The 26,560-nt window shown below is 42.2% G+C and carries 27 protein-coding genes; 14 read left to right on the top strand and 13 right to left on the bottom strand.

Features of this window, described 5'->3' with window-relative positions; all coding sequences use genetic code 11:
• Positions 1-132: 132 nt before the first annotated feature.
• Both G5T77_RS09335 and lon read left to right on the top strand, forming a co-directional pair.
• Complete coding sequence (locus G5T77_RS09335; RefSeq protein WP_166137055.1) at positions 133-714, top strand: 5-formyltetrahydrofolate cyclo-ligase; 582 nt, start codon at positions 133-135, stop codon at positions 712-714.
• A gap of 147 nt (positions 715-861) precedes the next feature.
• Positions 862-3,288, top strand: coding sequence for an endopeptidase La (gene lon / locus G5T77_RS09330; protein ID WP_034703702.1), 2,427 nt, complete (start codon positions 862-864; stop codon positions 3,286-3,288).
• Positions 3,289-3,353: 65 nt separating this feature from the next.
• Here lon and G5T77_RS09325 read toward each other — a convergent pair whose 3' ends face one another.
• Positions 3,354-4,313, bottom strand: a complete 960-nt coding sequence (locus tag G5T77_RS09325; protein ID WP_166136915.1) for a M28 family peptidase — start codon at positions 4,311-4,313, stop codon at positions 3,354-3,356.
• A gap of 155 nt (positions 4,314-4,468) precedes the next feature.
• Here G5T77_RS09325 and rlmH point away from each other — a divergent pair, with 155 nt between their 5' ends.
• The 3 genes from rlmH to G5T77_RS09310 all read left to right on the top strand — a co-directional run bounded on the left by rlmH (position 4,469) and on the right by G5T77_RS09310 (position 6,756).
• Positions 4,469-4,951 carry a 23S rRNA (pseudouridine(1915)-N(3))-methyltransferase RlmH gene (gene rlmH / locus G5T77_RS09320; protein ID WP_004782895.1) on the top strand — a complete coding sequence of 161 codons (483 nt, stop codon included), beginning with the start codon at positions 4,469-4,471 and terminating at the stop codon, positions 4,949-4,951.
• Positions 4,952-5,057: 106 nt separating this feature from the next.
• Positions 5,058-5,834 carry a class III extradiol ring-cleavage dioxygenase gene (locus G5T77_RS09315; RefSeq protein ID WP_166136918.1) on the top strand — a complete coding sequence of 259 codons (777 nt, stop codon included), beginning with the start codon at positions 5,058-5,060 and terminating at the stop codon, positions 5,832-5,834.
• A gap of 139 nt (positions 5,835-5,973) precedes the next feature.
• Positions 5,974-6,756 carry an META and DUF4377 domain-containing protein gene (locus tag G5T77_RS09310; RefSeq protein WP_166136921.1) on the top strand — a complete coding sequence of 261 codons (783 nt, stop codon included), beginning with the start codon at positions 5,974-5,976 and terminating at the stop codon, positions 6,754-6,756.
• 70 nt (positions 6,757-6,826) lie between these two features.
• Here G5T77_RS09310 and gdhA read toward each other — a convergent pair whose 3' ends face one another.
• Positions 6,827-8,170 (bottom strand): NADP-specific glutamate dehydrogenase, encoded by a 1,344-nt coding sequence (gene gdhA / locus G5T77_RS09305; RefSeq protein WP_159123333.1) that lies wholly within the window; start codon positions 8,168-8,170, stop codon positions 6,827-6,829.
• 347 nt (positions 8,171-8,517) lie between these two features.
• Here gdhA and G5T77_RS09300 point away from each other — a divergent pair, with 347 nt between their 5' ends.
• Together G5T77_RS09300 and nth are read left to right on the top strand one after the other, a co-directional pair.
• Positions 8,518-9,309: an RnfABCDGE type electron transport complex subunit B gene (locus G5T77_RS09300; RefSeq protein ID WP_166136924.1), complete on the top strand. Its 792-nt coding sequence runs from the start codon at positions 8,518-8,520 to the stop codon at positions 9,307-9,309.
• A 4-nt stretch (positions 9,310-9,313) separates the two neighbouring features.
• Positions 9,314-10,027, top strand: coding sequence for an endonuclease III (gene nth, locus G5T77_RS09295; protein ID WP_205683239.1), 714 nt, complete (start codon positions 9,314-9,316; stop codon positions 10,025-10,027).
• Positions 10,028-10,062: 35 nt separating this feature from the next.
• On the opposite strand, the gene G5T77_RS09290 is transcribed toward nth, so the two are convergent.
• The 4 genes from G5T77_RS09290 to G5T77_RS09275 form a co-directional block, all read right to left on the bottom strand.
• A complete protein-coding gene (locus tag G5T77_RS09290; protein ID WP_004782905.1) occupies positions 10,063-10,272 on the bottom strand; it encodes a hypothetical protein in 210 nt (69 codons plus the stop codon).
• An 82-nt stretch (positions 10,273-10,354) separates the two neighbouring features.
• Complete coding sequence (gene adk / locus G5T77_RS09285; protein ID WP_004782907.1) at positions 10,355-11,014, bottom strand: adenylate kinase; 660 nt, start codon at positions 11,012-11,014, stop codon at positions 10,355-10,357.
• Between the two features lie 82 nt (positions 11,015-11,096).
• The gene (locus tag G5T77_RS09280) at positions 11,097-12,413 is read right to left on the bottom strand and encodes a membrane protein (RefSeq protein WP_034170491.1); all 1,317 of its coding nucleotides are present in this window, start codon (positions 12,411-12,413) and stop codon (positions 11,097-11,099) included.
• Positions 12,414-12,478: 65 nt separating this feature from the next.
• Positions 12,479-12,997 (bottom strand): hypothetical protein, encoded by a 519-nt coding sequence (locus G5T77_RS09275; RefSeq protein WP_034170492.1) that lies wholly within the window; start codon positions 12,995-12,997, stop codon positions 12,479-12,481.
• Between the two features lie 234 nt (positions 12,998-13,231).
• Here G5T77_RS09275 and mrdA point away from each other — a divergent pair, with 234 nt between their 5' ends.
• Both mrdA and rsmD read left to right on the top strand, forming a co-directional pair.
• Complete coding sequence (gene mrdA, locus G5T77_RS09270) at positions 13,232-15,274, top strand: penicillin-binding protein 2 (RefSeq protein WP_166137060.1); 2,043 nt, start codon at positions 13,232-13,234, stop codon at positions 15,272-15,274.
• Between the two features lie 3 nt (positions 15,275-15,277).
• Entirely contained in the window at positions 15,278-15,835 is a 558-nt protein-coding gene (gene rsmD / locus G5T77_RS09265) for a 16S rRNA (guanine(966)-N(2))-methyltransferase RsmD (protein WP_166136927.1), read from the top strand.
• A 75-nt stretch (positions 15,836-15,910) separates the two neighbouring features.
• On the opposite strand, the gene G5T77_RS09260 is transcribed toward rsmD, so the two are convergent.
• The gene (locus tag G5T77_RS09260) at positions 15,911-16,117 is read right to left on the bottom strand and encodes a hypothetical protein (protein ID WP_166136930.1); all 207 of its coding nucleotides are present in this window, start codon (positions 16,115-16,117) and stop codon (positions 15,911-15,913) included.
• 244 nt (positions 16,118-16,361) lie between these two features.
• Here G5T77_RS09260 and G5T77_RS09255 point away from each other — a divergent pair, with 244 nt between their 5' ends.
• The 3 genes from G5T77_RS09255 to G5T77_RS09245 all read left to right on the top strand — a co-directional run bounded on the left by G5T77_RS09255 (position 16,362) and on the right by G5T77_RS09245 (position 18,413).
• The gene (locus G5T77_RS09255) at positions 16,362-17,111 is read left to right on the top strand and encodes a sulfite exporter TauE/SafE family protein (RefSeq protein ID WP_166136933.1); all 750 of its coding nucleotides are present in this window, start codon (positions 16,362-16,364) and stop codon (positions 17,109-17,111) included.
• A gap of 84 nt (positions 17,112-17,195) precedes the next feature.
• Positions 17,196-17,957, top strand: a complete 762-nt coding sequence (locus G5T77_RS09250; protein WP_166136936.1) for a 3-oxoacyl-ACP reductase — start codon at positions 17,196-17,198, stop codon at positions 17,955-17,957.
• Between the two features lie 132 nt (positions 17,958-18,089).
• Positions 18,090-18,413, top strand: coding sequence for a hypothetical protein (locus G5T77_RS09245; protein ID WP_166136940.1), 324 nt, complete (start codon positions 18,090-18,092; stop codon positions 18,411-18,413).
• Positions 18,414-18,477: 64 nt separating this feature from the next.
• Here G5T77_RS09245 and G5T77_RS09240 read toward each other — a convergent pair whose 3' ends face one another.
• A complete protein-coding gene (locus G5T77_RS09240; RefSeq protein WP_125278720.1) occupies positions 18,478-19,056 on the bottom strand; it encodes a 1-acyl-sn-glycerol-3-phosphate acyltransferase in 579 nt (192 codons plus the stop codon).
• A gap of 309 nt (positions 19,057-19,365) precedes the next feature.
• On the opposite strand from G5T77_RS09240, the gene G5T77_RS09235 reads away from it, so the two are divergent.
• The gene (locus G5T77_RS09235; protein ID WP_166136943.1) at positions 19,366-20,550 is read left to right on the top strand and encodes a hypothetical protein; all 1,185 of its coding nucleotides are present in this window, start codon (positions 19,366-19,368) and stop codon (positions 20,548-20,550) included.
• 38 nt (positions 20,551-20,588) lie between these two features.
• Here the strand turns inward: G5T77_RS09235 and G5T77_RS09230 are convergent, their stop codons facing one another.
• Entirely contained in the window at positions 20,589-21,743 is a 1,155-nt protein-coding gene (locus G5T77_RS09230; RefSeq protein ID WP_166136946.1) for a helix-turn-helix transcriptional regulator, read from the bottom strand.
• Positions 21,744-21,973: 230 nt separating this feature from the next.
• Here G5T77_RS09230 and G5T77_RS09225 point away from each other — a divergent pair, with 230 nt between their 5' ends.
• Entirely contained in the window at positions 21,974-22,480 is a 507-nt protein-coding gene (locus tag G5T77_RS09225; protein ID WP_125278722.1) for a copper resistance protein NlpE, read from the top strand.
• A 69-nt stretch (positions 22,481-22,549) separates the two neighbouring features.
• On the opposite strand, the gene groL is transcribed toward G5T77_RS09225, so the two are convergent.
• The 4 genes from groL to G5T77_RS09205 form a co-directional block, all read right to left on the bottom strand.
• Positions 22,550-24,184: a chaperonin GroEL gene (gene groL, locus G5T77_RS09220; RefSeq protein WP_005234685.1), complete on the bottom strand. Its 1,635-nt coding sequence runs from the start codon at positions 24,182-24,184 to the stop codon at positions 22,550-22,552.
• A 69-nt stretch (positions 24,185-24,253) separates the two neighbouring features.
• Positions 24,254-24,544, bottom strand: coding sequence for a co-chaperone GroES (locus tag G5T77_RS09215; RefSeq protein WP_004646315.1), 291 nt, complete (start codon positions 24,542-24,544; stop codon positions 24,254-24,256).
• Positions 24,545-24,722: 178 nt separating this feature from the next.
• On the bottom strand, positions 24,723-25,499 hold the full coding sequence (locus tag G5T77_RS09210; protein WP_166136949.1) for a metallophosphoesterase: 777 nt from the start codon (positions 25,497-25,499) through the stop codon (positions 24,723-24,725).
• Positions 25,480-26,418, bottom strand: coding sequence for a diacylglycerol kinase family protein (locus tag G5T77_RS09205; protein WP_166136952.1), 939 nt, complete (start codon positions 26,416-26,418; stop codon positions 25,480-25,482). The genes G5T77_RS09210 and G5T77_RS09205 overlap by 20 nt, the downstream gene beginning before the upstream one ends.
• Positions 26,419-26,560 lie beyond the last annotated feature (142 nt).

Here is a 26,560-nt window from a genome sequence, read left to right as displayed (position 1 = left end):
AGTGTCAACAGACCCTAATCAAAAATTCATACAGATGCCTATAATACTCGTTATGTTGCTACCCTCTATTTAAGTTATGGCATTTTATTAGTCTAATGCCTTAAAATCCTGAAGACCATATTTATGACGACGATGAATCTTTCCGAACTTCGCAAACAGCTACGTAAACAGCGCCGTCAACTCTCTCGATTTACCCAGAAACAGACTCAACAACGTATCTTAAATATGATTCGGACTTTGCCAGAATTTCATGCAAGCAAATCTGTGGGGGTTTATCTGGATGCTTTCAGTGAGGTTCGGACTCAGGCACTGATTGAATACTGCTTTAAGCACCATAAACGGGTTTATCTCCCCAATATTTGCAATATGAACCAGCAACTCACTTGGGTAGAAATCAGCCAGAATCAATATCGTTCCCAGCGTTTTGCTCATCATCGGTTGGGAATGCGTGAACCCATGGCTACACGTGGTCTGCATGTCTCAAAACTAGATCTTTTAGTTATGCCACTATTAGCCTGTGATCAATATGGCACCCGAATTGGTATGGGTGGTGGCTATTATGATCGTACGCTGGCAACAGCACCGCACCGTCCTTTTCGTCTGGGGTTAGCACATGACTTTCAGCTGATACCACAGCCTTTAACCAGAGAAGTTTGGGACCAGCCTCTAGATGCCCTGCTTACGCCTACACTTTTACAACGTTTTAAGCGTTAAACAATGTATTTCCAAATACATAAGTACTTTAAAATCACATAATTAGTCATTTTTTATACAATTTAGTCGCTATAGCCCTTGTAATTTTTAAATTACCCATCACTATTAAAAACATGGCAACACCGTTGTCACTCATTAGGAGTGCCCATGTCTGAAATTATTATGAATCAAGAAACCTTAGAGCCTCAGGTTCCAAGTGTATTACCACTTTTGGCGCTACGTGATGTGGTGGTGTATCCACACATGCAAATTGCGCTATTTGTCGGTCGTGAAAAATCGATCAATGCAGTTGATGTGGCTCGTAACAGTGACAATCTAGTATTTGTAGTTGCGCAAAAAGATTCGCTTACAGAAGAAATTGATCACGACAACTTATATCAATACGGTACTGTCGCGAAGATTGTGCAAGTTGTGAATCACGAAAATGATGAAAACTGTATTAAAGTCCTGATTGAAGGCCTATATCGTGCCAAGCTCAAAACCATCATTGATGAAAATGAGTATTTGACTGCTGAGCATGAACTTAGCCCAATGACTGTATCAGTCGATGAAACAACTCAAGCTACGCGCTTGCAGGAGCTGCGTGCCCTGTTCGCTCAGTATGCTGAAGCAAAACTTCGTAATGCTCGTGAGCTGATTGCAGCTGCGAATAAAATCGAAGACTTGCTGCAACTGTTATTCTTCGTAGCGACCCGTGTTCCTTTGAATATCGAAGTGAAACAGAAATTCCTGGAATACGACGAGTTCGATGCACATTTAACTGAGTTGATGACTTATTTATTGCAACAGTCTGAAGAACAGCAGATTGAACAGACTTTGCATGACTCGGTTAAACGTCAGATGGAAAAAAACCAGCGCGAATACTTCCTGAATGAAAAAATGAAAGTTATTCAGCGCGAGCTTTCCGATATGAATGGCGGTGCAGAAGATGACGTTGCGGAAATTGAAAAACGTCTGGCTGAAGCTGATCTGCCTGAGCATGTGCGCAAAAAAGCAGAATCTGAGTTCCGTAAACTCAAAGCAATGCAACCGGCCTCTAGCGAAGCTGCAGTAGTTCGTAACTATCTGGAAGTGATTCTGGATACCCCATGGAACAAAGCCAGCAAAGTTAGCATTAACCTGAATAAAGCGCAGGAAATCCTGGATGCCGATCACTATGGTCTGGACGATGTCAAAGACCGTATTGTGGAATATCTGGCGGTTCAGTCTCGCGTGAAAAAATTACGCGGTCCAATCCTGTGTCTGGTTGGTCCTCCAGGTGTAGGTAAAACTTCCTTGGGTGAATCGATTGCCAAAGCGACTGGTCGTGAGTTTGTCCGTATGGCCCTAGGTGGTGTACGTGACGAAGCAGAAATTCGTGGTCACCGTCGTACCTACATTGGTGCGATGCCAGGTAAGATCGTGCAGTCATTGACCAAAGTTGGCGTGAAAAACCCGCTGTTCTTGCTCGATGAGATTGACAAGATGGCTCAAGACTACCGCGGTGATCCAGCTTCTGCGATGCTTGAAGTACTTGATCCATCACAGAACAACAAGTTCAATGATCACTATCTTGATTTGGACCTTGACCTGTCAGAAGTGATGTTCATCTGTACTGCCAACAGCATGAATATTCCTGAAGCCCTCTTGGACCGTATGGAAGTGATTCGTCTGCCTGGCTATACCGAAGAAGAGAAAGTTAACATTGCTGACCGTTACCTTGTTCCTAAAGCAATCAAGAACAATGGTTTACGTGCTAAAGAGTTGACTGTGCATGAAGAAGCGATTCGTGACATCGTGCGTCGTTATACTCGTGAAGCCGGTGTTCGTAACCTTGAACGTGAAGTGTCTAAAATTGCACGTAAGGTAGTTAAAGAAGCAGTTAGCAAGAAAGCTAAAAATCTTCAGGTTGAAGTGAATGCGGGTAATCTTCCAGATTACTTAGGTCCACACAAATTTGACTACGGTATGGCGGAAGAAGAGGCTCAAATCGGCCGTGTAAATGGCTTGGCTTGGACTTCAGTGGGTGGTGAGTTACTGACTATTGAAGTTGCAGCAGTACCTGGTAAAGGTAAATTCATTACCACCGGTTCACTTGGTGATGTAATGAAAGAATCGATTACCGCTGCCATGACTGTCGTTCGTACCCGTGCGGCTGAGCTAGGTATCGAAGCGTCTCGCTTTGAAGAAACTGATGTGCACGTGCATTTACCAGAAGGTGCGACTCCGAAAGATGGTCCATCTGCAGGTTTGGCACTGACCACTGCTCTAGTTTCTGCATTCACCGGTATTGCGATTCGTCCAGATATTGCGATGACAGGTGAAACCAGCTTAAGTGGCCGTGCAATGCGTATCGGTGGCCTGAAAGAGAAACTGCTTGCTGCGCACCGTGGTGGCATTAAACTGGTGTTCATTCCACAGGAAAACGTTCGCGACCTTGCGGAAATTCCTGAAAATGTAAAAGAAGGCTTAGAAATCAAAGCTGTGAAATCGATTGATGAGATTTTACCTTTGGCTTTGATCGATATGCCGAAAGCACTGGTCAAACCACCAATTGTGAAAGCGAGCGAAGAAGCTAAAGCTGCACGTCATTAAGACCTAAAGGCTTTGAAAAACACCCTGCTCTGGCAGGGTGTTTTTGTATCCAAACGAAGATAATTTTAAAGACGAATCACCATATCGACCAAGCCATTCACGACCTGAGCCATCTTGGTCAGATCCAGTTTATCTAAGGTATCCTGCTCGGCATTGTAGTAAGGATTACGATAATGCGCTGTGTCTGTAATCAGCATAGTTGAATAGTTAAACTTGGCATAATTCAGATAACCAGAAAAATTCATGTCCTGAGCGAATGCCGGACTGACAAAACGCTGACAGTCCAGACGCTTGAAACGTTGCATGGACGCACAGTAATCTCCTGTCAAACCGGCTGATGCCAGATGTCCAATCGCAGCAATGAAGTTCCCATGCCGTGGATAGATCCATTTCAAACCTGTGGGATAGGTCTGCACCAGATTTTCATCATAATAGCCAATAGAATCCAGAATAATGACACCTTTCACTTTCTTTTTCTGGGTCTTTAAAGCTTTGGCATGTAGATAGCTTCCCATATGTTCAGTCTTGAAATAGGGCGGCTCCTCCAGTGTATAGAAAGCGAACTCGATATTATGTTTGAGTTTTGACTTTTGTAAGGCCAGTAATCGGGCTGTTTCCAGTACCCCTGCTACACCAGAAGCATTGTTATCTGCTCCATACAAGTCACTAAAGACATCATAATGCGCGCCAATAACCAGTTTGGTTTTGGCTTTGGCATTCAGTTGACACACCACATTTCTATAGCTTAGGCTATTTACAATATAGTTTTGGAACTGGCATGGAATGCCAAGCAGACGCATCTGTTCCTTGAGCCAGGCTGAAACTCGGTTTAATTCACTGGTATTTTTAAAATTCCGGTATTCATCTACACTGATAATCTGTTTGATAAAAAGTTCCAGATATTCTGGCTGTGCCTGTTTGGAGGAAAAATTTGCAGGCGTAGCAAAGCTCATGCCTGAACTGGTTAAACCGAGAATAATTAGTAGAAAAGTACAATATCTTTTAATAATGAAACTGGTCCGCATTTCTTATTATCCATTCCTTTATTATCAAGCGGATACTTGAATCATGTATATTAAAGCAACATTAAATTCATGATTTCAATTTCAATTTGTTTCCCTAGCTCAACTTCGTGTTGTTTGATCGTTATAATGAAGTATCTAATTATTGATCCAGTTCTATGAAAATCCGTATCTTAACCATCGGCCAGAAAATGCCGGCTTGGGTGCTGACAGGCTTTGAAGACTATTTCAAACGTATCCAGCCTTTTGTACAGACTCAGGTGGTTGAATTGCCAATGGCAAAACGGGGCAAAAACGATTCTGAAGCCGATATTCTGAAATACCGAAATATTGAAGGTGACAGTATTTTAAATGCCTTAAAACAGAATGAAGTCCTGATTGCACTAGAAGTCGGTGGCCGTGAGTTTAGTACGGAAAAACTGGCTGAAACCATGAAAGGCTGGATGCTGGAAGGTCATGATATTGCCTTGGCGATTGGTGGGCCAGATGGCCATTCTGAAGCAGTCCGAAAAGCAGCAGCCTGGCATTGGTCCCTGTCTAAACTCACCTTGCCACATCCGCTAGTCCGTGTAATGCTGATTGAACAACTGTATCGCGCCATGAGCATCAACCATAATCATCCTTATCACCGTGCAGGCTGATCTGTTGATGCGTTCTGATTATGCAACGTTTTGTTGAACAATCCCCCCTGCCTTTGCTTCTCTTTTTATTGCATGATTAAAACATTGAATTAATGTGGTTTGACTTATGAACTTACAGACTTTGCCCGGCTTATTTATTTCCCATGGTTCTCCCATGCTCGCGCTCAATCCTGAGCAGATTGGCCCGGCATTGCACCGTTTAGGCCTGAATCTGCCACGTCCAACTGCCATTATTGTTATGTCGGCACATTGGGAAAGTGAAGCTCTGGAAGTCAATACAGGTATTCGTCCTGAAACCTGGCATGACTTCCGTGGCTTTCCACCTGAGTTGTATGAGTTACGCTATCCGGCTCCCGGCAATCCAGAGCTGGCTGAGCAAGTCTTGGGCTTATTGGCCAATGCCGGTTTCTCTGCACATGCCAACAGCACCCGTCCACGTGATCATGGCGTCTGGATGCCGCTCTTACATATGTATCCAGAAGCAGACATCCCGGTAGTTGAAATTTCTTTACCAATGTCGATGAGTGCAGAAGAGATTTACAAGATTGGCCAGACCTTGGCGCCACTTCGTGATCAGCAGGTTTTCCTGATCGGGTCAGGCAGTATTACCCATAATTTACGTGAATTGTCCTGGCAGGGAAATAGCGATGAAGTTCCGGAATGGGCATCGACCTTCCGCAACTATGTGGCCAATAAATTAACCCATAGCGATTTTGATGCTGTGCTGGACTGGCAATCCATTCCTCAACTGAAACGCAACCATCCAACGCTGGAACACTTTGCGCCGCTATTCTTTGCCATGGGCACCGGCAACCGTTTCAGTATCGTGCATAGCAGTTTTACGATGGGCGCTTTGGGAATGGATATTTACCGTTTTGACTGACAGTAAACTTCAACCATTTAACATCCGACTTTTTAATTTGGATACATTTTGTTAGCAAAAGCTACGATTTGTATCCATATTTTTTGTTAATCTCTTGATTATAATCACGTTGAAACTTTAGCACATAGAATATAAACCAATGAAATTCAGTATTTTTGCGCTTGCCCTGCTCCCTTTGGCTTTAACTGCATGTCAATCTTCACATCTTCCTGCCACTTCAGGAGATCCGGCTATTTCTACTCTATCCACTACATTAAAAACGCCTACACAAATTTTGCCCGCTTATACTTGGGAACTTGATCGTGGGCTGCAACGCCCGATTGTTCTGAGCTTTGATCAGCAAGGCAGACTGAGTGTAGCTTCTGGCTGTAATGGCCTTGGCACGAGTTGGACTGTTAAAGATAATACCCTGAGTACGGGTGACATGATGGGCACCATGATGGCGTGTGATGCACCATTAATGGAACAGGAACGTTTTATCAGCCAGCTTCTGCAAAAGCGTGATATTCCGTTTAGTCTGGATCTAAGTGATGCCAATCAGCCGAAACTGAGTATTACTGCAGCTGATAGTCAAAAATATGTCTTTACCGGAAAAATGACACCGGAAACCAAATACCAAGGTCAGGCAGAAACCATTTTCCTGGAAGTTTCGCCGCAGACTAAAGCTTGTACGGGTGTAGCTCAACAAACCTGCTTGCAGGTGAAAGAAATTAAGTATGATGAAAAAGGTTTAAAGACTCAGGTCGATAAAGACTGGACTTTATTTTACGATCAGATTGAAGGTTTTCAGCATACACCGAATGAGCGTCAGATTATTCGGGTAAAACGTTATGAAATTAAAAATCCGGCAGCTGACCAGTCTAAATATGCCTATGTATTCGACATGGCGGTAGAGCGTGAAACAGTTAAAGGCGCTCTTTAAAGATAAAATCTGAACATAAAAAAACCGAGGCATTCACCTCGGTTTTTTTTAAGCTTAAACTAAGTCAGACTTAGAATACGCCTTGAGAAAGCATTGCATCAGCAACTTTTACGAAGCCAGCGATGTTTGCGCCGTCTACATAGTTTACAGTACCGTCTTCTTTAGTACCGTATTTCACACAGTTGCGGTGAATTTCTTTCATGATCGCATGTAGACGTTCGTCAACTTCTTCGAAAGTCCAGCCTAAACGCAATGCGTTTTGAGACATTTCAAGACCAGAAGTTGCTACACCACCGGCGTTAGATGCTTTACCTGGAGCATAAAGGATTTTCGCTTCAACGAATTTCTCAACTGCTTCAAGTGTAGAAGGCATGTTCGCGCCTTCAGCAACACAGATTACGCCGTTTGCAAGAAGAGCTGCTGCATCATTCGCATCAAGTTCGTTTTGAGTCGCACATGGAAGCGCGATATCACATTTGATACCCCAAGGACGTTGACCTTCAAGGTATTCAAAACCGTGTTTAGATGCAAATTCAGAGATACGGCCACGTTTAACGTTTTTCAGTTCCATTACTTCAGCAAGAAGTTCTTCAGTGAAACCGTCTTTAACGTAAACAGTACCTGCAGAGTCAGATAGAGAAACAACTTTAGCACCCAAGAACATTGCTTTTTCAGCAGCGTACTGCGCAACGTTACCAGAACCAGAGATTGTTACCACTTTATCTTTGAAGCTTTCGCCACGAGTTTTCAGCATCTCTTCAGCGAAATACACTGTACCGTAACCAGTTGCTTCTGGACGAGCCAGAGAACCACCGAAAGTCAGGCCCTTACCAGTGAATACACATGAAGTGTCATTGCTGAGTTTTTTCATCATACCAGCCATGTAACCAACTTCACGGCCACCCACACCGATATCACCCGCTGGGATATCTGTATTAGAACCAAGATGACGATAAAGCTCGATGATTAACGCTTGGCAGAAACGCATGATTTCGCCTTCTGATTTGCCTTTAGGGTCAAAATCAGAACCGCCTTTACCACCACCCATAGGCAATGTAGTCAGGGCATTTTTGAAAGTTTGCTCGAAACCGAGGAATTTCAAAATAGAAAGGTTCACTGACGGGTGGAAACGCATACCACCTTTGAATGGACCAATCGCTGAGTTGTACTGTACGCGGAACGCACGGTTAACCTGTGTTTGACCTTGGTCATCTACCCAAGCAACACGGAACTGGATCGCACGCTCAGGTTCAACTAGACGTTCTAGTAAACCATGTGCTGCGTATTGTGGATTCTTTTCAATGAATGGCCACAAACTGGTCATCACTTCTTCTACAGCTTGAAGAAATTCGGGTTGATGTGCATCACGTGATTTTACGTAATCTAGGAACTCATTAAGTGTGTTGTATTTCAACGCTTAATCCTCAGCAGAAAATGGATCAAAATTGGTCAAATTTACAATCAATGTTAAATTTTGGCGCAAAATATTAAATATCTTTTGTAACTAATCTACAATACTTTTTTGAAAAATAGTTTAAATTTAATTTGATAACAATTATTTATATTGATTATGAATATTTTTTCTGTGTGCTTAAATGCCAATTGAATCAATGCTTAATTGTTAATTTATGCCTGATAATAATGCACAAAGTGACCTTTAATCGTGCACAACTTAGTTCCTTAAAAACATGTTAAAATTGTTAAATTGACATATTTTGTTTCATTCACTCTAAGGCTCAGCCCGAGCAGCCTAGGTTATTCATGAATTCGCAGATCTCTCTAGTCCAGTCTATTGATGCTTTATTGCCCCAAACCCAGTGCGGTTTATGTGGTCATCGTGATGGCTGCTTGCCCTATGCTCAATCCATTGCTGAGGGCGAAGATGCCAATAAATGTGTACCGGGTGGACAGCCCGTCGCTGATGCTCTGGCAACATTGTTAAATCGTTCTAAACTGCCCGCTGAAGAAAGTGTCTGGCCCATTCAGACGAATGGTCGTCCTCAGCGCATGAAAGCCATCATTCGTGAAGATGAATGTATTGGTTGTACCAAATGCATCAGTGCCTGTCCGGTCGATGCGATTATTGGCTCAGGTAAATTAATGCATACTGTGCTCACTGACTTGTGTACCGGCTGTGAACTCTGCATTTCGCCTTGCCCGGTAGACTGTATTGATCTGGTCGAAGATCTTCAGCCTTTGCCAACTGAAGCTCAGCGTATTGCTGAACAGGATGACTTGCGTAAACGTTACTATGCGCATATTCAACGCGAAGAAAAACGTCGCATTGACCGTAAGGGCCCTGTCGTTCGTGCCGAGATTAATACTGCCCTATTTGCCCAGTTCTCTGCTCAGGTCGATCAGGTTCCAGCCATTGAAATCGTGAAAAAACCAGCCGATGAAGTGGTTACACTTGATGCCAAAACCACGATTGAACTTGCAAAATTACGTACACAAATCAAAAAGTTAGAAAAACAGCTTTCGGTCCGTGAGGATGCACGCAAACGTCTGCAACTTGAAGAACTGATGCAGCAATTACAGGCTTTACAGGGATAAGATCATGACTACAGTAACAGCTAAGCCTGTAAAAAACATGACTAAAAAACAGATTCAGACTTTCTTTGAGCGCCTGCGTGAGCAGCGTCCGAATCCAAAAACTGAATTGAATTATTCCAGTCCATTTGAATTACTGGTTGCAGTGACCCTGTCTGCCCAAGCTACGGATGTGAGCGTCAATAAAGCCACCGATAAACTGTTTCCGGTCGCCAATACACCGGAAGCGATTTATGCACTCGGTGTGGATGGGCTGAAGGAATATATTAAAACGATTGGCCTGTATAATTCCAAAGCTGTGAACGTTATTAAAGCCTGTGAAATGTTAATCAATAAGCATAACAGCGTAGTACCGGACAATCGTGCAGATCTGGAAGCTTTACCGGGTGTAGGACGCAAAACAGCGAATGTGGTACTGAATACCGCCTTTGGCCAACCGACCATGGCTGTGGATACGCATATCTTTCGTGTTGGTAACCGTACCGGGTTGGCGGTGGGTAAAAACGTGCTTGAGGTCGAGCATCGTCTGGTCAAAGTGATTCCAAAAGAATTTATTATTGATTCACATCACTGGCTGATTTTACATGGCCGCTATTGCTGCATCGCACGTAAACCGAAGTGTCATGAATGTGTGGTCGCCGATGTCTGCAATTGGCCCGACCGTTTTGAATTTGGCGCAGGTCGCGCAATTCCGGTGAAAAATATTGAAGCTGAACGCTAGGTTCAGCTTTTTAATTTAAGTACTCGAAAAGTTTTTTATTTTTTATTTTGCTCAGCCTGTTCTTGCTTGCGCTTTTGCTCAAGCTCGGCCTGTAATTTGGGATGCAGCTGACGCTCAGGCACCTTACCCACATTCTCAGCACGTTCTTCCTGACGTACTTTTTTCAGCATCTTGAAGCTGACATAGAACAGCGCAAACAGTACTGCCAGAAATACAATCATCAATCCCAATACAGCAAATTTCACAGCAGATCCTTTTGAACAATACAATAAAAAGAGCCCTAATATGACTTAGGGCTCTTTGAAAGTCAAAATGATCGGAAACCGATTATTTTGCTTGATCCAGAATCGCGAAAAGATCTTTTTGAACTTCTTCGATTGGACGTAGACCGTTTAACTTGTCATAAGTCGGTGCATTTTCGCCTGAAGCTGCACGGCCTTGATAGAAGCCAACCAGCTGTTCAGTTTCAGTGTGGTATGAACCTAAACGGCGACGAATAGTTTCTTCCTGGTCATCTGGACGTTGTACCAGATCTTCACCAGTTTCATCATCTTTACCTTCCACTTTTGGCGGGTTGTAAACGATGTGATAAACGCGACCAGACGCCGGGTGTTGACGACGACCAGATAGACGTTGAACGATTTCTTCATCCGGCACATCAATTTCAATCACATGATCAATTGCAATGCCTTCTTTTTCCAGCGCTTCAGCTTGAGGAATCGTACGTGGGAAACCATCAAAGATGCAGCCATTTGCACAGTCAGGTTGTGCAATACGCTCTTTGACCAGACCAATGATCAATTCATCAGAAACCAAACCGCCATTGTCCATGACGCTTTTAGCTTGTAGACCTAATTCAGTTCCTTCACGAATTGCAGCACGGAGCATATCACCGGTTGAAATTTGTGGGATATTGTAGCGCTTACAGATCAACTGAGCTTGTGTACCTTTACCTGCTCCAGGTGGTCCGAGTAAGATAATGCGCATATATAAACATCCTCATTTTTTAACTATGTATAAGATACCCAGCTGCACACGACCAAAACGTGTGCTGCTCTTTGGCATCTAATTATAAGAAAGCCACAAACAAATGGATTAAACCCGCAACAAAACCGGTAACTCCCCCCAGGACAATCAAGATCCATTCATCTTCCTGAAAAGCAGGACGTAATAGATTCTGAAACTCGTTAGGCGTCAAATCACGTATGCGGTCTCTAAACATTTGGTAGATCTTCTGTGCACGGCTCGCATTAAACGCAGGGTCGCTTACAGGCACCATCGTAATTTCAATCGAGCGATCGATCAAGTCTGTCTTGAGTTTTGCATACTCTTTTGGTCCTAAAGACAACTGTAAAGAGGTCCGAACCAGCGGTGTTTCCATAATTTCGTTAATATGACGTTTGACAATACGGCGGGTTTTATCTTTTTTACCACCATACATCATTTCTGTCATGATCGATTTTAGCGTAATCAGATCTTCTGTGACCACACTTGCAAATACGTCAGAAACTTCCTCCTGACGTTTCATAAATGCGCCTTGTATGTTATAGGTGCCAATTCTTGGAATTACCGGCTTAATCCAAGGGAATCTGTGATCGGCTGTACGCTTAAAGAATTGCGGGTATTTAATATAATGCGGTTCTACCGGATTAAATACCATCCAGATCGCAATCCAGTTAGTCAGGAAGCCCCAGATAGCAGCCCAGAACGGTACGGTCCAGTGCCATGGCACCACAAACCAGACCACCATCTGGAACAGGCCAAAGAACATCCCGATCAGGGCACTGATATGCCAGATAAAGTTGATTTCTTTCTGTCCGACTTTCAGGAACATGCGCACCATTAAACGGCGATCGCCTTCCATTTGACTGACCACCATATCGCGCATATCGACCAGTGACTCGACGTTCATGGTCAGTTCAGTCACCAATTCTTTTAATACCTGTGGCAGCTGTTTATGGGCTTGGGCATAAATACGGCGCTTGATTGAATAAGGCAAGTTTTCCCATAACACCGCATTTCGGTCCATCATGACTTCATCAATCAGATGTTCCAGTTCAAAACCGACCTGTTCCCCGATAATACGTGCCATATCATCCGGATCCATTGCCTGCAAGAACTCTTGGATAGAACCCAATTTAGACAAGGTATTATCCGTGATAATTCCTGAGATTCTTCCAGCTTTACGCGGCACAATACCTTGCCAGCCAACAGGAACAGGCCCGACATGAAAACCCCAAAAATTAATTGGATAAAACACCATTTTTAGCGCCATCCACACGTGAGCCCATGTTACGAATGCGGTCACCGGGATAATGCTGAGCACTGCCCAAAAATCTGGGCGATTCAAGAAGGCTTGCCACAATTCATTGACGTACTCAAGCATGCATAAATTCCATATTTAATTTTTTGTTCACAGAATACAGGTATTAATAAAGTTGAATATTTTGTCTATAAACCGATACTTAAAGTATAGGAGAATTGTAGTCTGGGTTCAGTTTTGGCTACAACGCGACCATTACTGTCCTGTAATTTCTCCCCCGCCCCAATACCGATACTAAAACTGCTGATCCGTTCTGAACTAAGCAAAACATACGCCAGATCAATGCCCCCACCTAAACGGCTTTCGTATTTGCCATCAACCTGTTTGCTATCGATATGACCGGCATAAGCCCCTACATAATAACCATTTTTGTCCTTGCCGGTGAGGTGTGCAGGATAACGAAAGCCAACTTGTGCTCCAACTGTACGATCATCGTTGAGAAAAGCACCACCTTTCACATAAGCAATCCCATAAGGATTCACCCATTCAGTGTTTAGATGGATAAGTTTCTGGGTAAAACCGACCCCAACATTAAATGCTTTAGGCTCACGATCCTCAGTTCTGTTTGTCGTATTATTCACTTGATCATGTGCATATACCCCATTTGCAAAGAATGCAAATGCCAACAAAGGGTAAACTTTGTTCATTCCTTCACCATCTTCCTTAATTATAGTTTTTGGTAGAGTCCTATTTTTATTTAATTTTGACTTTATCAGAATTATTAAAACTCTTGTACACAGCACTTTACAATTTTCATGTCTGCAAAGTCAAAGTTTAAACACAGGAATTGCTATAGCCAGTTTTCCATTATCAAATCCCGTACAGTTGCGCTAGAATACTCCACTTTGATTCCTTTCCCTCTGGTCTTAAGTCGATCGCGTATGAAGCAGCACTTTCCTTTAAAAAATGCACAACAAGAAAAGCGCATCTATAGCAGTCGGGTCTGGATCTCTGTCGGTATTGTGGTTTTCTTTATGCTGCTGCTGGTCAGCCGCTATGCCTATTTGCAAATTTTTAATTTTGAAACCTTCTCTACGGCTTCTGACCAGAACCGTATTCGTCTGCAGCCTTTAGCGCCAGCACGCGGTTATATTTACGATCGTAACGGTATTTTACTTGCCGATAATTATCCTGTTTTCACAGCTACCTTAAGCCGCGCCGATGTGCAGGATATTGATGATACGCTGAAACGTCTTACACCTATTCTGGAATTAACCGAAGAAGATATTGAACGTTTTCAGGCACGAATCAAGACGGCGCGTAAAACTGAGCGTGTGTCAATCAAGCTGAATCTGAATGAAAATGATATTGCCCGTTTTAGTGAAGTAAAATATCTATTTCCAGGCGTCAATATTGAAACCCAGATGACGCGTTACTATCCACATGGTGAACTCTTCGCGCATGTGATTGGTTATGTCGGCCGTATTAATGACAAAGAACTCAAAGAAATTGATAAGGATCTCTATGCCGGGTCTAACCTGATCGGGAAAATCGGGGTAGAAAAATACTATGAAGATTTATTGCATGGTGTGCCGGGTAATGAATCTGTTGAGGCTGATGCTTTCGGTAATGTTCTGCGTCACTTAGGCCGTAAAGAGCCGGTACGCGGTAATGATCTGTATTTATCACTGGATTATGGTCTACAAACCATTGCCACTGAACAACTGGCCGGTCGTCGTGGTGCTATTGTCGCGATTGACCCACGTACAGGTGAAATTCTGGCGCTGGTTTCCAGTCCAAGTTTTAACCCTAATTTATTTGTCACTGGGATTAGTAGCAAAGATTATTCAGGTCTTCGTGACAGTTTAGATCAACCACTCTATAACCGTGCTGTTCAAGGGGCCTATCCTCCAGGTTCGACCATTAAACCGATGTTTGGTATGGGCGGTCTGCATTATGGTCTGGTCGATTGGGATACAGCAATTTCCGATCCCGGCTATTTCACACTTCCGGGCGATTCGCATAAATTCCGCGACTGGAAAAAGTCAGGACACGGCGTAGTCAACTTGCATAAATCGCAAGTGGTCTCGTGCGATACCTTCTTCTACATTTTGTCGTTCCGTATGGGCATTGAAAAAATGAACACATGGATGCGCCAGTTTGGCTTTGGTGAAAAAACTGGTGTGGATTTACCAAGTGAAAGCTCTGGTCTATACCCAAGTCCTGAATGGAAAATGCGTACCCGTAAATCCAAATGGTCACGTGGTGAAACCATTTCGGTGAGTATTGGTCAGGGTGCCTTTACCGCCACACCATTACAGCTCGCTATGGCAACTGCTATTACAGCAAATCAAGGCTCACATGTTACGCCTCACGTACTGCGTGAAAGTAAAGGTGCCAAACCTTTTACAGTACATAATGCCCCTAATGGTAAAATCGACTTTAATGGTCAACCAGATGACTGGATCAAAATGCGTGATGCGATGATCGATGTGGTTCAGTCAGGGACAGGTCGCGGAATCCGCACGCCGATGTATCAAATCGCAGGTAAAACCGGTACGGCACAGGTGAAAAGTATTGCCCAAGGTAAGCGCTATAATGAAGCCCTACTGACTGAACGCCAGCTGGATCATGGTCTGTTTGTTGGTTTTGCTCCTGCTGAAACCCCTGAAATTGCAGTAGTCGTTGTCTGGGAAAATGGCCGACATGGGGGTTCTGCTGCACAACTGGCTAAACCGTTATTCGACTACTGGTTACTGTCTCGCGATAAAAATCCGATCCATCCTGCCGGCCATCAAATCAGTGGCGGTCTCATGACAGCAGGTATTAAACCAGGCGAATTGCCAAGTGGACCAAACCTGTTAAGTGCAGACCCGAATGCTACCCCAACTCAAGAAGGCAGTCAGGCGACCCATGCACAGCCAAACAATCCGCAACCTGCAACTTCTCGCTCTGCTCCTGCAGCCAATGACGATCAGGAATAATTCATGAAAAACCAACTTAGAATTATTGGTGGTGACTGGAAACGCCGTCAATTGGCTTTTGCCAGTATCGAAGGATTACGCCCCACACCTGATCGTGTGCGTGAAACTTTATTTAACTGGCTGATGTGGGATGTCCAGAATGCCTGTGTCTTGGATCTGTGTACCGGTTCAGGTGCTTTATCTTTTGAAGCATTATCACGTGGTGCAGCTTCAGTGGTGATGATTGAGCCGGATCGTACTCAGGCGCAATTCCTCACCCAAAATCTGGAATTACTCAAAGTCACCAAAGCACGTGCGCAACTTAAAATTGCGACAGCACAACAAGCATTAACCAGCCTGAAACAGCAGTTTGATCTGGTCTTTCTAGACCCACCGTATAGTCTGGACCTATGGGAAACTTTGGCCACTCAAGCTGATCCACTGATCAAAGAAGATGGTTTTATCTATGTAGAAGCCGATCGTGAACTGAGTACATTGAAGTTACCAAGTTCATGGCGTTTAGTTAAAAATACCAAAGCCGGTACAGTACGCGCAGGGCTGTATCAAAAAAAAGCAGCTTAAGACCTACTTATATTAAATACTCAAATAAAAAAGGACTCCTTAAAGGAATCCTTTTTTATAAATAGAAGGTAACGGTTAACGATTACGACGCCAGTCCCGATCGCCTCTGTCACGTTTCCAGTCACGATGATCTTTATGTTTTTTCCAGTCCTTATCACCACGATCCCGATCATAATGTCCATTACGATCATGATGATCGCGATAACCTTCATCCCAAGGATCAACCACACAGCCTGTTAGCGCTACTGCCAATACAGATGACAGTAATATCATTTTTTTCATGTTCATCACCTCTATACCGCACTCAATTAGTATCAAGTGATTTCATGAAGAGTACGCGGAGCCATTGTTGCACTCTTGTATGATTTTGTTCATTTTCCATACTTAATTAAAGGATTTGTCTCGGATTTAATAAAAATCATTTATGCATATTTACACTTAGATCCGCATAAATACAGCTAAGGATCTGCTTGGTTTTTCTAGCCATATTTTGAATACTACAAACTTTTCCAATATCCTGATTTTTATGACCTGGCTACTCTTTATTCTTGGTGCAATTATCGCAGGATTTGTACAGGGACTTACCGGTTTTGCTTTTGCATTAATTGCCATGTCATTCTGGGTATGGGGATTAAGTCCTCAACTTGCTGCGCCCTTAGTAGTTTTTGCCTCGGTGTGGAGTCACCTCATTTCATTATCCAATGAACCTAGACTTCCTCATCTGCACCGAACCTTATATCTACCTTATTTAATTGCTGGTCTGATCGGTGTCCCACTCGGCACCTGGTTACTGAATATCGTTGAAGCGAGTACTTTTCGTATTTTGCTTGGTATATTTCTCGTGATCTGGTGTCCACTGATGTTGCTTAATCCACAGGTTAAATTGATTCAGCATTCAGGCAAAACTGCGGACGTAGGCATTGGTTTGATCGGTGGTATTTTAGGAGGTTTAGGGGGATTCTGCGGTTCTGTGCCATCTGCCTGGCTGATGCTGAAACAGCTGCCGAAAGAACAGCAGCGCTATATATTGCGTCATTTTAATTTTGCCATACAGGTGTTTACCTTAGCCGCCTATTTACTGCAAGGGACCTTAAATCAGACTCACCTCCCCTATATGGCGGTACTCATTCTGGCTGTAAGTATTCCCGCTATTTTAGGCGCACGTCTGTTTCATCAAATTTCAGAATTACGTTTTAAACAGATTGTCTTAGGCTTGCTCTTCAGCTCGGGCTGCTTTCTCCTGATCAAAGAAGGCATTGACTCATTTGCGCGATAGAGCAGCTCTAAAACCTTACATCACTTTGCTTTCAGCCCTATTACTGTTATGTTAGCCCAAATGATTCTCAGGCGGATATAAGCAATGCAAATTCGTGATCAAATTATCCTTGTGACTGGTGGTGCTCGTGGATTGGGACTAGCCATTACCCAGCTCCTGATTCAGGAAGGTGCACGTGTGGTAGTAAATTACCATAGCAGCAAAACCCAAGCTGAAGCTTTGCAAAATCAGTATCCTGATCAGGTCTTTGCCTGTCAGGCAGATGTAACACAAGCTGATCAGGTAAAAGCTTTATTCACTGCCAGCAAGGCCCATTTTGGAGAAGCCATCCATTCCGTCATTAATAATGCGCTGGTGCAGTTTGAGTTTAATGGCGATGAGCGACCTAAAGTTGAAGATCTGACCTGGGAAAGCATGGCCCGTCAGTTTAGTGGAGCAGTTCAGGCCTGTTTAAATACGACGCAAGCTGCATTAGAAGATATGAAACAGGCACATTTTGGTCGTATCGTGAATATTGGGACTAACCTGGTTCAAAACCCTGTCGTTCCTTATCATGATTATACGACTGCGAAAGCGGCACTATTGGCCTTTACCCGAACTACTGCGCAAGACCTGGGTCAGTATGGGATTAATGTGAACATGCTTTCAGGCGGATTACTGCAAACCACGGATGCAAGTAAAGCAACGCCTGACTTTGTCTTTGATCTGATTGCTCAATCCACTCCTCTACGTCGCGTGATTACACCTGAGGAATTTGCGTCTGCTATTTTAATGTTCCTGTCACCTTATTCACGTGCAGTGACAGGTCAAAACCTGATTGTCGATGGCGGACTGGTTAAAGGTTAAAGATCGCCAAGGAAGAATGAGATTCTGAATTTTATTCTTCTATTTTTTGACCAGTTGTTGAATAAAACTACTTTTGCATAGCGCATTTACTTCTACAATAGTGCGCTCCCCATCAAAGTTCATCTATTTTCTATGAAACTCCTAACGGCATTGCTCAGTAGCATGTTACTGGCAGGTTGTATGTCCAATGATCTTAAAAAGTCAGAACAGCTTCTGCGAAACTTCAATTGTGCCAAGATTGATACAGCGCAAATGCCACACAGTAGTATGACGGATTATTATCAACACATGCTATACAGCAGCAAAACCAAGGTCGAATCTTATATTGAGCAATATCATCAAGGAGAAGAGCTTTTTGACCTGGGTTTATATGAAGTGGTAGAACAGCAATACAATCTTTATAAAGATGCCTGCCAGAATCTGGGGGGAATTTTATCTGAAGAGAATCAAAATTAAATTCGGTATTTATATATCGTACAGAAAAGCAGAGTCCATCCCTCTGCTTTTATTTTTCCTGAAATTAAAAATAGCGTTGATCAATACTGAATTTTTCAGGAAATTTAGGTTCAATATTGGCATAGAACGTCATGATCTCAGCCATATCCTGTTCATAATTTCCTGTTGGATAAATGATTTTACCTACGCCCGCTTCTTTTTTTGCATAATCCATATAAGCCAGCGCAATTGGCACACCCGCATTGATCGCCACATGATAAAAACCAGTTTTCCATTGTTCCTGACGGGCGCGTGTGCCTTCCGGCGTAACCAGCATGACTAGTTTAGGATGCTCTTTAAATAGACCTGTCATGACCTGAACCATGCTTGGACGTGGCTCACCCGGTTGTTTGGGACGACGGTCAATACCAATTCCACCCATTGCACGTACAAAAGGCCCAAATGGAAATTTCATATAGCTGTCTTTAATGGTCAGACGCACATTCACTTTTAATGCCTTTAAGGCCAAACGTGCATATAGTGCATCCCAGTTACTGGTATGTGGCGCTGCAATCATCACACATTGATCAAGGTCTTCGGGCCATTGGTCATCGGTTTTCCAGCCCATTAAATTTAAAGTTTTCTCAGCTAAATTTTCAAACACAGCTACATCACAATCATTATCAAAATTTCGCCACAGTCTAACAATGCAGCAGAATATAGATAGTGTATCCTGATCAATAAATCACCAATTAATATATATTTGTATTTTTAAACTTTAGGAAGAATTTTCAATTTATTGTTATTTGAATCTTCCTTCTTTCACTTCCTATTGCAAGCTCACTCTTTTAAGCAAATAGTGAGTTCAATTTATTTTACTGATTTATATATTTTTCCATCCTAATTTTAGGATATGTCGATTTTAGCTTTCTTTCTATACTTCGCTGACATAATAAATTTCAGGAAGATTTTCATGAAAAAGACTTTAATTTGTCTTGCCTTAGCGGGGTTACTTACAGCATGTGGCGGTTCAGATAATGATCGTACAGAGGGTTCATCACCTGTTCCACCTACAGCTCCGGTCGGAACCGAAACTGGTGTACTGACAGATGGAATTATCTCAGGGGTAACATATATCACCAGCAGTGGTGCGGAAGGGGTTACCAATGAAAAAGGTGAATTTAGATTTAATGACGGAGAAAAGGTTAAATTCCTGATTGGTGACGTACAACTAGGTCAAGAAATTGAAGCTAAAGAACGTGTTACGCCTTTAGATTTAGCACAAACTGAAATTGCACGTACCAACCTGATGGTGCTTTTACAGTCTTTAGATACAGATAGTAATCATGACAATGGGATTAGTATCAGTACTGAAGCTGCTAATGCCCTTCTTAATAAAAGTTTAGATTTTTCTAAGGCCCCTACAGCATTTGCTACAGACGTGGTATCAACAGGCGTAGTTACCACAGAAAAATTGATTACACCTGAAAAAGCTGCAGAAAACTTCCAGTCAACTTTCTATAAAGATATTGCCGGTACTTGGGAAATTGGCCGTAATGCAAACAGCGCTGTTCTAATCCATATTTTAGAAGATGGTCGTTATGCCTTAGGTCAAGCAGAAGCTGCTGACGGTGATGGAACGCCTGGCATTGAAACTGGAGAGTTAAACTGGAACGCAACTACAAGCGTGATTTCACCGCGCATTATTCAAGACAGTAATGGTGAATGGGGACTCTCAGATCCTGCAGAAGGCAAACCTTATACTTTAAACTATGATGGAACAACCTTAATCCTGACAGAACCGGGGATCAATACCGAATACCGTTTAAGCCGCGTCAAACAGTCTGCTAATGGTCTGGTAGGTGCTTGGAGATTTAGTGACACCCATTTATTTGCCTTCTTTGACACAAACTATTATTTCTTCCTGGACACTGAAGGCGGAGATGATTGTGGCTGGCCTGGAATTGAATATGGCAAATTTACTCTTTCAGGTAATACACTCACAACCACTGAAGTTTTATTCGATACCAATGAATGTGGCGGATTACAAGACAGTTCCGATGGCAGCAAGACCATTGCAAACATCAATGTATCGGCTGAGACTCTGATCTTGCATCCACAAGGTGAAGGTCCTGTAACATTACAGCGCGTTAGATAATGAGCACTGCCTACCTAAAGAATTATCTTTAGGTAGGTTTAATTAATATGTTCAAAATGAATCGTACATCCCATCAATAAGTGCATCAGCTCAATTTGTGAAGTGCAGTCAGTTTTTTCATAAATATTCTTAAAATAAGTGCGTACTGAACTTAAAGTGATCCCACATTTCACTGCAATTTCTTCTAATTTATAGCCATTGATTAAAAGTTCACACAAATCAAATTCACGTTTTGACAGTTGATATGCTTGCTGCAAATAAGCTCTAGATAATGAATAATGCCGGTTTTTGTCTGTCATAAATACAGCAATCTGATGCTGAGCTTCAGAAAATTGCTGCATTTTTCTCAACCTTTTAAAAGGCACAACAGTGAGCATCAATTGCTGTCCTTTAGAATCCTGCAGAGCCAGGACCCCACCTATTTCACTCGACATATTGGTATCTTCCAGCAAAGCACTCGATAGCAATCTTTCCAGACGTTCCTGATCACCTACCGGTGTTTTCAGCCGGTTATGCATATCCATTTCCAGACATGTTGAAGCTTCAATCATGCTTTGTGCTAGTGGATTTGAATAAGATAACTTGAGATCCTGATCCAGCAAAATAATACCGATTTTTAAACAGTCTAATACGGTATATAAGCTGATATTGTCTTGTTGTACCAAACTGATTTGCCGATGAATCTGTAAAGAGCGACGCAAATGTATGCCGATCCGTTTGAGAAAATTCAGTTCAGCTGCTTCAAAACCTTGAGTGTGTGGAGCACGATGTAGTCCCATGACTGCCCATCGATAATTTCCTCTGTCCAGTAACACTCCTGCCATATACCCTATCCCTGTAGGCTTAAGGCATTTTTCATAAAAAATATACTGCTCTGTTCCAGGTTTATCCGCATAATGACGGCAGTCCTGATTAAGTGCCTCCCCCATATCAATTTCATTCCATAGAGGCATGTGCAGCTTCATGTCAATAACCCGAATCCGTTCCTCCTGATAAGCAGCCAGACTTTCTTCCGGGATATTGTAAGTATAAACAAAGTCATAGGCTGGATTGAATTGATCAAGGCCGGTAAAAATTGCACTATGACTCTGGGTATATTGCACAATATCCTGAATGACCTCCAGCCATAAAGCAGGCAATAAAGCAGCATCATATATTTTCGCGATGATATTATTTTCCTGTTCTGCTTTCATGACCGCTCTTATTAATAATTATTTCTATCAAATCATAACCTTAAGGTTTATAAAATAAAACTAAAGAAAACCTATCGCTTATTTTGTATTTTAATTATCTTAGTTTCTCATCTACATATATTTAATCCGTTTCACTTAACGAATCAATTTTTAACAAGATCTCTCTGTATATTGATAGCTCATACTTTTAATGTAAATCCTAATACAGAAGAACAAGAGGATGATCTTCAATGAAAAAAATACTATGGCCTGCTTTATTGGTAGTAACAGTTACTAGTTTAAGTGCATGTTCTAAACAGAATGACCGCGATATGGCCAGTGCAGATACTCAATCTAATACCACAAATGCTCCTGTTACTACAGAGACTACAAATAGTCAAAGCAATATGAGTACTGAGATGAGCAGTAATGCCACTGCCAACTCAAACTGGGCAGGTGAATATGAAGGTGTTTTCCCGTGTGCTGACTGCGAAGGTATTAAAGTTGAACTAGATCTTAATCCTGACAAAACTTATGAATTGAGTGAGGAATATTTAGGTAAAACTGGAAATAATGAAACTGAAACCAAAGGTAGCTTCACTTTCGATCCTCAACAACCTTCTATTATCGTCCTAGATGGAAAAGCTGAAAACCGGAAGTTTTATGTAGGTGATAATTTCGTTGAAGCTCGTGATATAGAAACAGGTAAGGAAATACAGAGTAATCTGAATTATAAATTAGTTAAAAAATCACCTTAATCATTTTGTAACTTAATAAAAAATCCCCGCAAAAGCGGGGATTTTTTGAGCATATAATCGGGTAATGAATTACATCATACCGCCCATACCACCCATGCCGCCCATATCAGGCATAGCTGGTTTTTCTTCTGGAATTTCAGTAATCATACATTCTGTTGTTAACATCAAGCCAGCAACAGAAGCTGCATGCTCAAGTGCAGAACGAGTTACTTTAGCAGGGTCAAGAATACCCATTTCCAGCATGTCACCGTATTCGCCTGTCGCAGCGTTATAGCCATAGTTACCTTCACCGTTCTTCACAGCATTGATCACTACAGATGGCTCATCACCAGCATTGGCTACGATTTGACGAAGAGGAGCTTCGATTGCACGACGAAGAATGTTGATACCTACGTTTTGGTCATCGTTAGCACCAGTCAAACCATCAAGTGCAGATGCAGCACGTACCAGTGCAACACCACCACCTGCAACAACACCTTCTTCAACTGCAGCACGAGTTGCATGAAGTGCGTCGTCTACACGGTCTTTCTTTTCTTTCATTTCAACTTCAGTTGCAGCACCGATTTTAATCACTGCTACACCGCCTGCCAATTTAGCAACGCGTTCTTGAAGTTTTTCTTTGTCGTATTCAGAAGTAGATTCTTCGATTTGTGCACGGATTTGCTGAACACGCTCAGAAATCTGATTTGCATCACCAGCACCATCAACAATCACTGTATTTTCTTTAGATACAGTTACTTTATGTGCAGTACCTAAGTGTTCAAGTGAAGTTTGATCTAACTGCATACCGATTTCTTCAGAAATTACAGTACCACCAGTCAGGATCGCGATATCTTGAAGCATCGCTTTACGACGGTCACCGAAGCCAGGTGCTTTAACCGCACATACTTTGATAATGCCGCGCATGTTGTTCACTACAAGTGTAGCCAATGCTTCGCCTTCAACATCTTCAGCGATGATAAGAAGAGGCTTACCAGTTTTCGCAACAGCTTCTAGAACAGTGATCAATTCACGGATGTTACTGATTTTCTTGTCAACCAACAGGATGTATGGGTTTTCAAGTTCAGCAGTTAAAGTGTCTTGTTTATTTGCAAAGTATGGAGAGATATAACCGCGGTCAAACTGCATACCTTCTACAACATCAAGCGAGTCTTCGAAGCCTGAACCTTCTTCAACAGTGATTACGCCTTCTTTGCCCACTTTTTCCATTGCTTGTGCAATCAGAGAACCAACAGTGGTGTCAGAGTTTGCAGAGATCGAACCGACTTGCTCAATCGCTTTAGAATCAGAAGCTGGTTTTGCAGTTTGTTTAATATTTTCAACAACAGTTTTCACTGCAAGGTCGATACCGCGTTTCAGATCCATTGGGTTCATACCCGCAGTTACTGACTTGATCCCTTCGTTCAGGATTGCTTGAGCCAATACAGTTGCAGTTGTTGTACCGTCACCTGCGATATCATTGGTTTTTGAAGAAACTTCACGAACCAGTTGCGCACCCATGTTTTCGAATTTGTCTTTCAGGGTAATTTCTTTCGCAACAGATACACCATCTTTAGTAATGTGCGGTGCACCGAAAGAACGGTCGATTACAACGTTACGGCCTTTAGGACCTAAAGTCACTTTCACCGCATCTGCAAGGATGTTCACACCAGCGATCATTTTTGAACGAGCTGAATCACCAAATTTTACGTCTTTAGCTGACATATTTGACTCCGAATATTGTTATATCTTTACAAAATCTGAATTGGAATGAGTAAAACGATCTGGCGCAGATTAAGCTTCTAATACTGCCAGAATGTCAGACTCTTTCATGATTAAAAGTTCTTCGCCGTTTACTTTTACAGTTGTACCTGCATAAGTACCGAACAATACTTTGTCGCCAACTTTTACGTCTAACGCGCGTACACCATTGTCAGTGATTTGACCATTACCAACTGCAATGATTTCACCTTGTGCAGGTTTTTCAGCAGCAGAACCTGGAAGTAAGATGCCCCCAGCTGTTTTTGTTTCTTCTTCAACACGACGAATAACAACGCGGTCATGTAATGGACGAATGTTGCTCATAAATAACTCCATCAGACTAAGTCTTTTTTAGATCACCGATGACGACTTATTTATTCCATTGGTCATCATCAAAATTTTTTGATGTCCTTTTTATGGAGATGGAATAAAACGCTTCAAGGGCAAAAATGAAAAAAAATTGGTTTTTTTTTAATTTTTTGATGGATTGCGTATTTTTTGTCTATTTATTTATGGGACCAGGCTGTGGAACAAAGGTTTTTAACTGTTCATCAAAACAATATTGCGTAATTTTTCCTGTTGCATCAATTGCATTAAAGCTATTCGGCTGATTCTTATCGAGCCGATGTGACGCAGAAGTCCCGGCATGTACATCATAAACCGGATGATCTCCTCCCAATTCGAATATATGGTTCAAATCATAGACTGCGGTATGATGCAAATGCCCATGCAATACAGCAAACAGACCATGTTGCGACCAAGACTCCAATGCAATTTTGGCCATCAGGGGAATATCCTTAAACCCCCGCCTATTCTGAAATGGCACATAAAAAGGTTGATGACTGACAATAATCTTAATTTTGGAAGCAGGTGCCTGCTGTAGTTTTAGGTCAATCCTTTGAATCTGCTCAAGTGATAAATGGCCTTTGGTATGATATCGACGTCTAATTGAATTTACCCCAATCAGATAAAAATGTTCAGTTTCTAAAACAGGCTCGAGTTCACCGAAAAATAATTGATAACGGGTAAATGGAGTAAATAGCCGATTCCATAAATGATAAAGCGGAATGTCATGATTCCCCGGGATCACCAGATAAGGCGTATTCAACTGATCCAGAAACCGTTTACATGCAAAGAACTGCCCTAAACGTGCTCGCTGGGTGAGATCGCCGCTGACTACCACCGCTTCCAGTGCATGATCCCGACAAAATTGCTGGATGGCTTCCAAACATTCAGGTCTTTCTGTACCAAAATGCAGATCAGAGAGATGTAGAATCATGCGGCACCATTACACTTAAACTATTTTTTAAAACTGAAATATTTAAAGGTGGTATCATTTCTACCGTTTCTCCATCTATAGCCACCATTAATTTCTTACGTTTAGACTCAATTCGCACCTGATCCGCAGCAAAACTATAGACATTGGAGGCTTCATCAATTTTGCCCCGAATTAACTGATATACCAGCTTGAATAACGTCAGCTTGTCACTTTTAGAGACCACAACCCCAGCCACCTTCCCTTGCTCAGCAGCTTGGGCAATCCGCATTTTCATGTCTGCCAGTTGAAGTGGATTATTACCAAAGAAAATCAGTGGAGTTTTGACCGGATATTTCTTCTGACCTACCCAAATTTCCAGTTTTAATTCTTTACGGTCACGAATCAAAACATCGAGTGCTGAGGTATAGGCATGTAAAGGTAGTCGACCAAAAATACGGTTATAGTCTTCACGTTTTTTAATAAATAAAGGATATAAGCCCAGACTAGCATTGTTCAGGTAGATTTCCTGATTAATGCGCGCTACATGGATACGCTTGGTTTGACCCGTTGCAATGACCTGTGCGGCTTCAACCAAATCTAAGGGAATATCCAGCAATCTTGCCGCATAGTTAAAAGTCCCTAAAGGCAATATTCCGACTGGAATATCAGTTTCAAGCAGGTGTTTGGCGACTGAATTGAGCGTACCATCTCCTCCAGCCGCCACGACTACACCATGATCTGGCGATTGTTGATGCCGTTGCAGCACTTCAGCAATAACTTTTTTGAACTGTTCTGGATCTTTGATTTCAAAGGCTTTAGTCTCAAAATCATGCGCTGCAAAAATATCTAGTAATTGCCCATATTTTTCTTGCTGGTCGAATAGACGAAAACCAGAATTATGATTATAAATAATAGATAAGGGTTTAGATCGATTAGACATTTTTTACACAGATTGATGCATACCTATTGGCATTTTGTCCAATTCATAAACAATTAGTAGTTGCTTTATGTAAAATTCGAATGGTGACCATTTATTTAATCAATAACAAATATAACTGAACAATTTTAATTAAATATTTGAT

The organism is Acinetobacter sp. GFQ9D191M, assembly GCF_011174875.1.
Classification (GTDB): domain Bacteria; phylum Pseudomonadota; class Gammaproteobacteria; order Pseudomonadales; family Moraxellaceae; genus Acinetobacter.
This window is presented reverse-complemented; position numbering and strand designations above follow the sequence as displayed.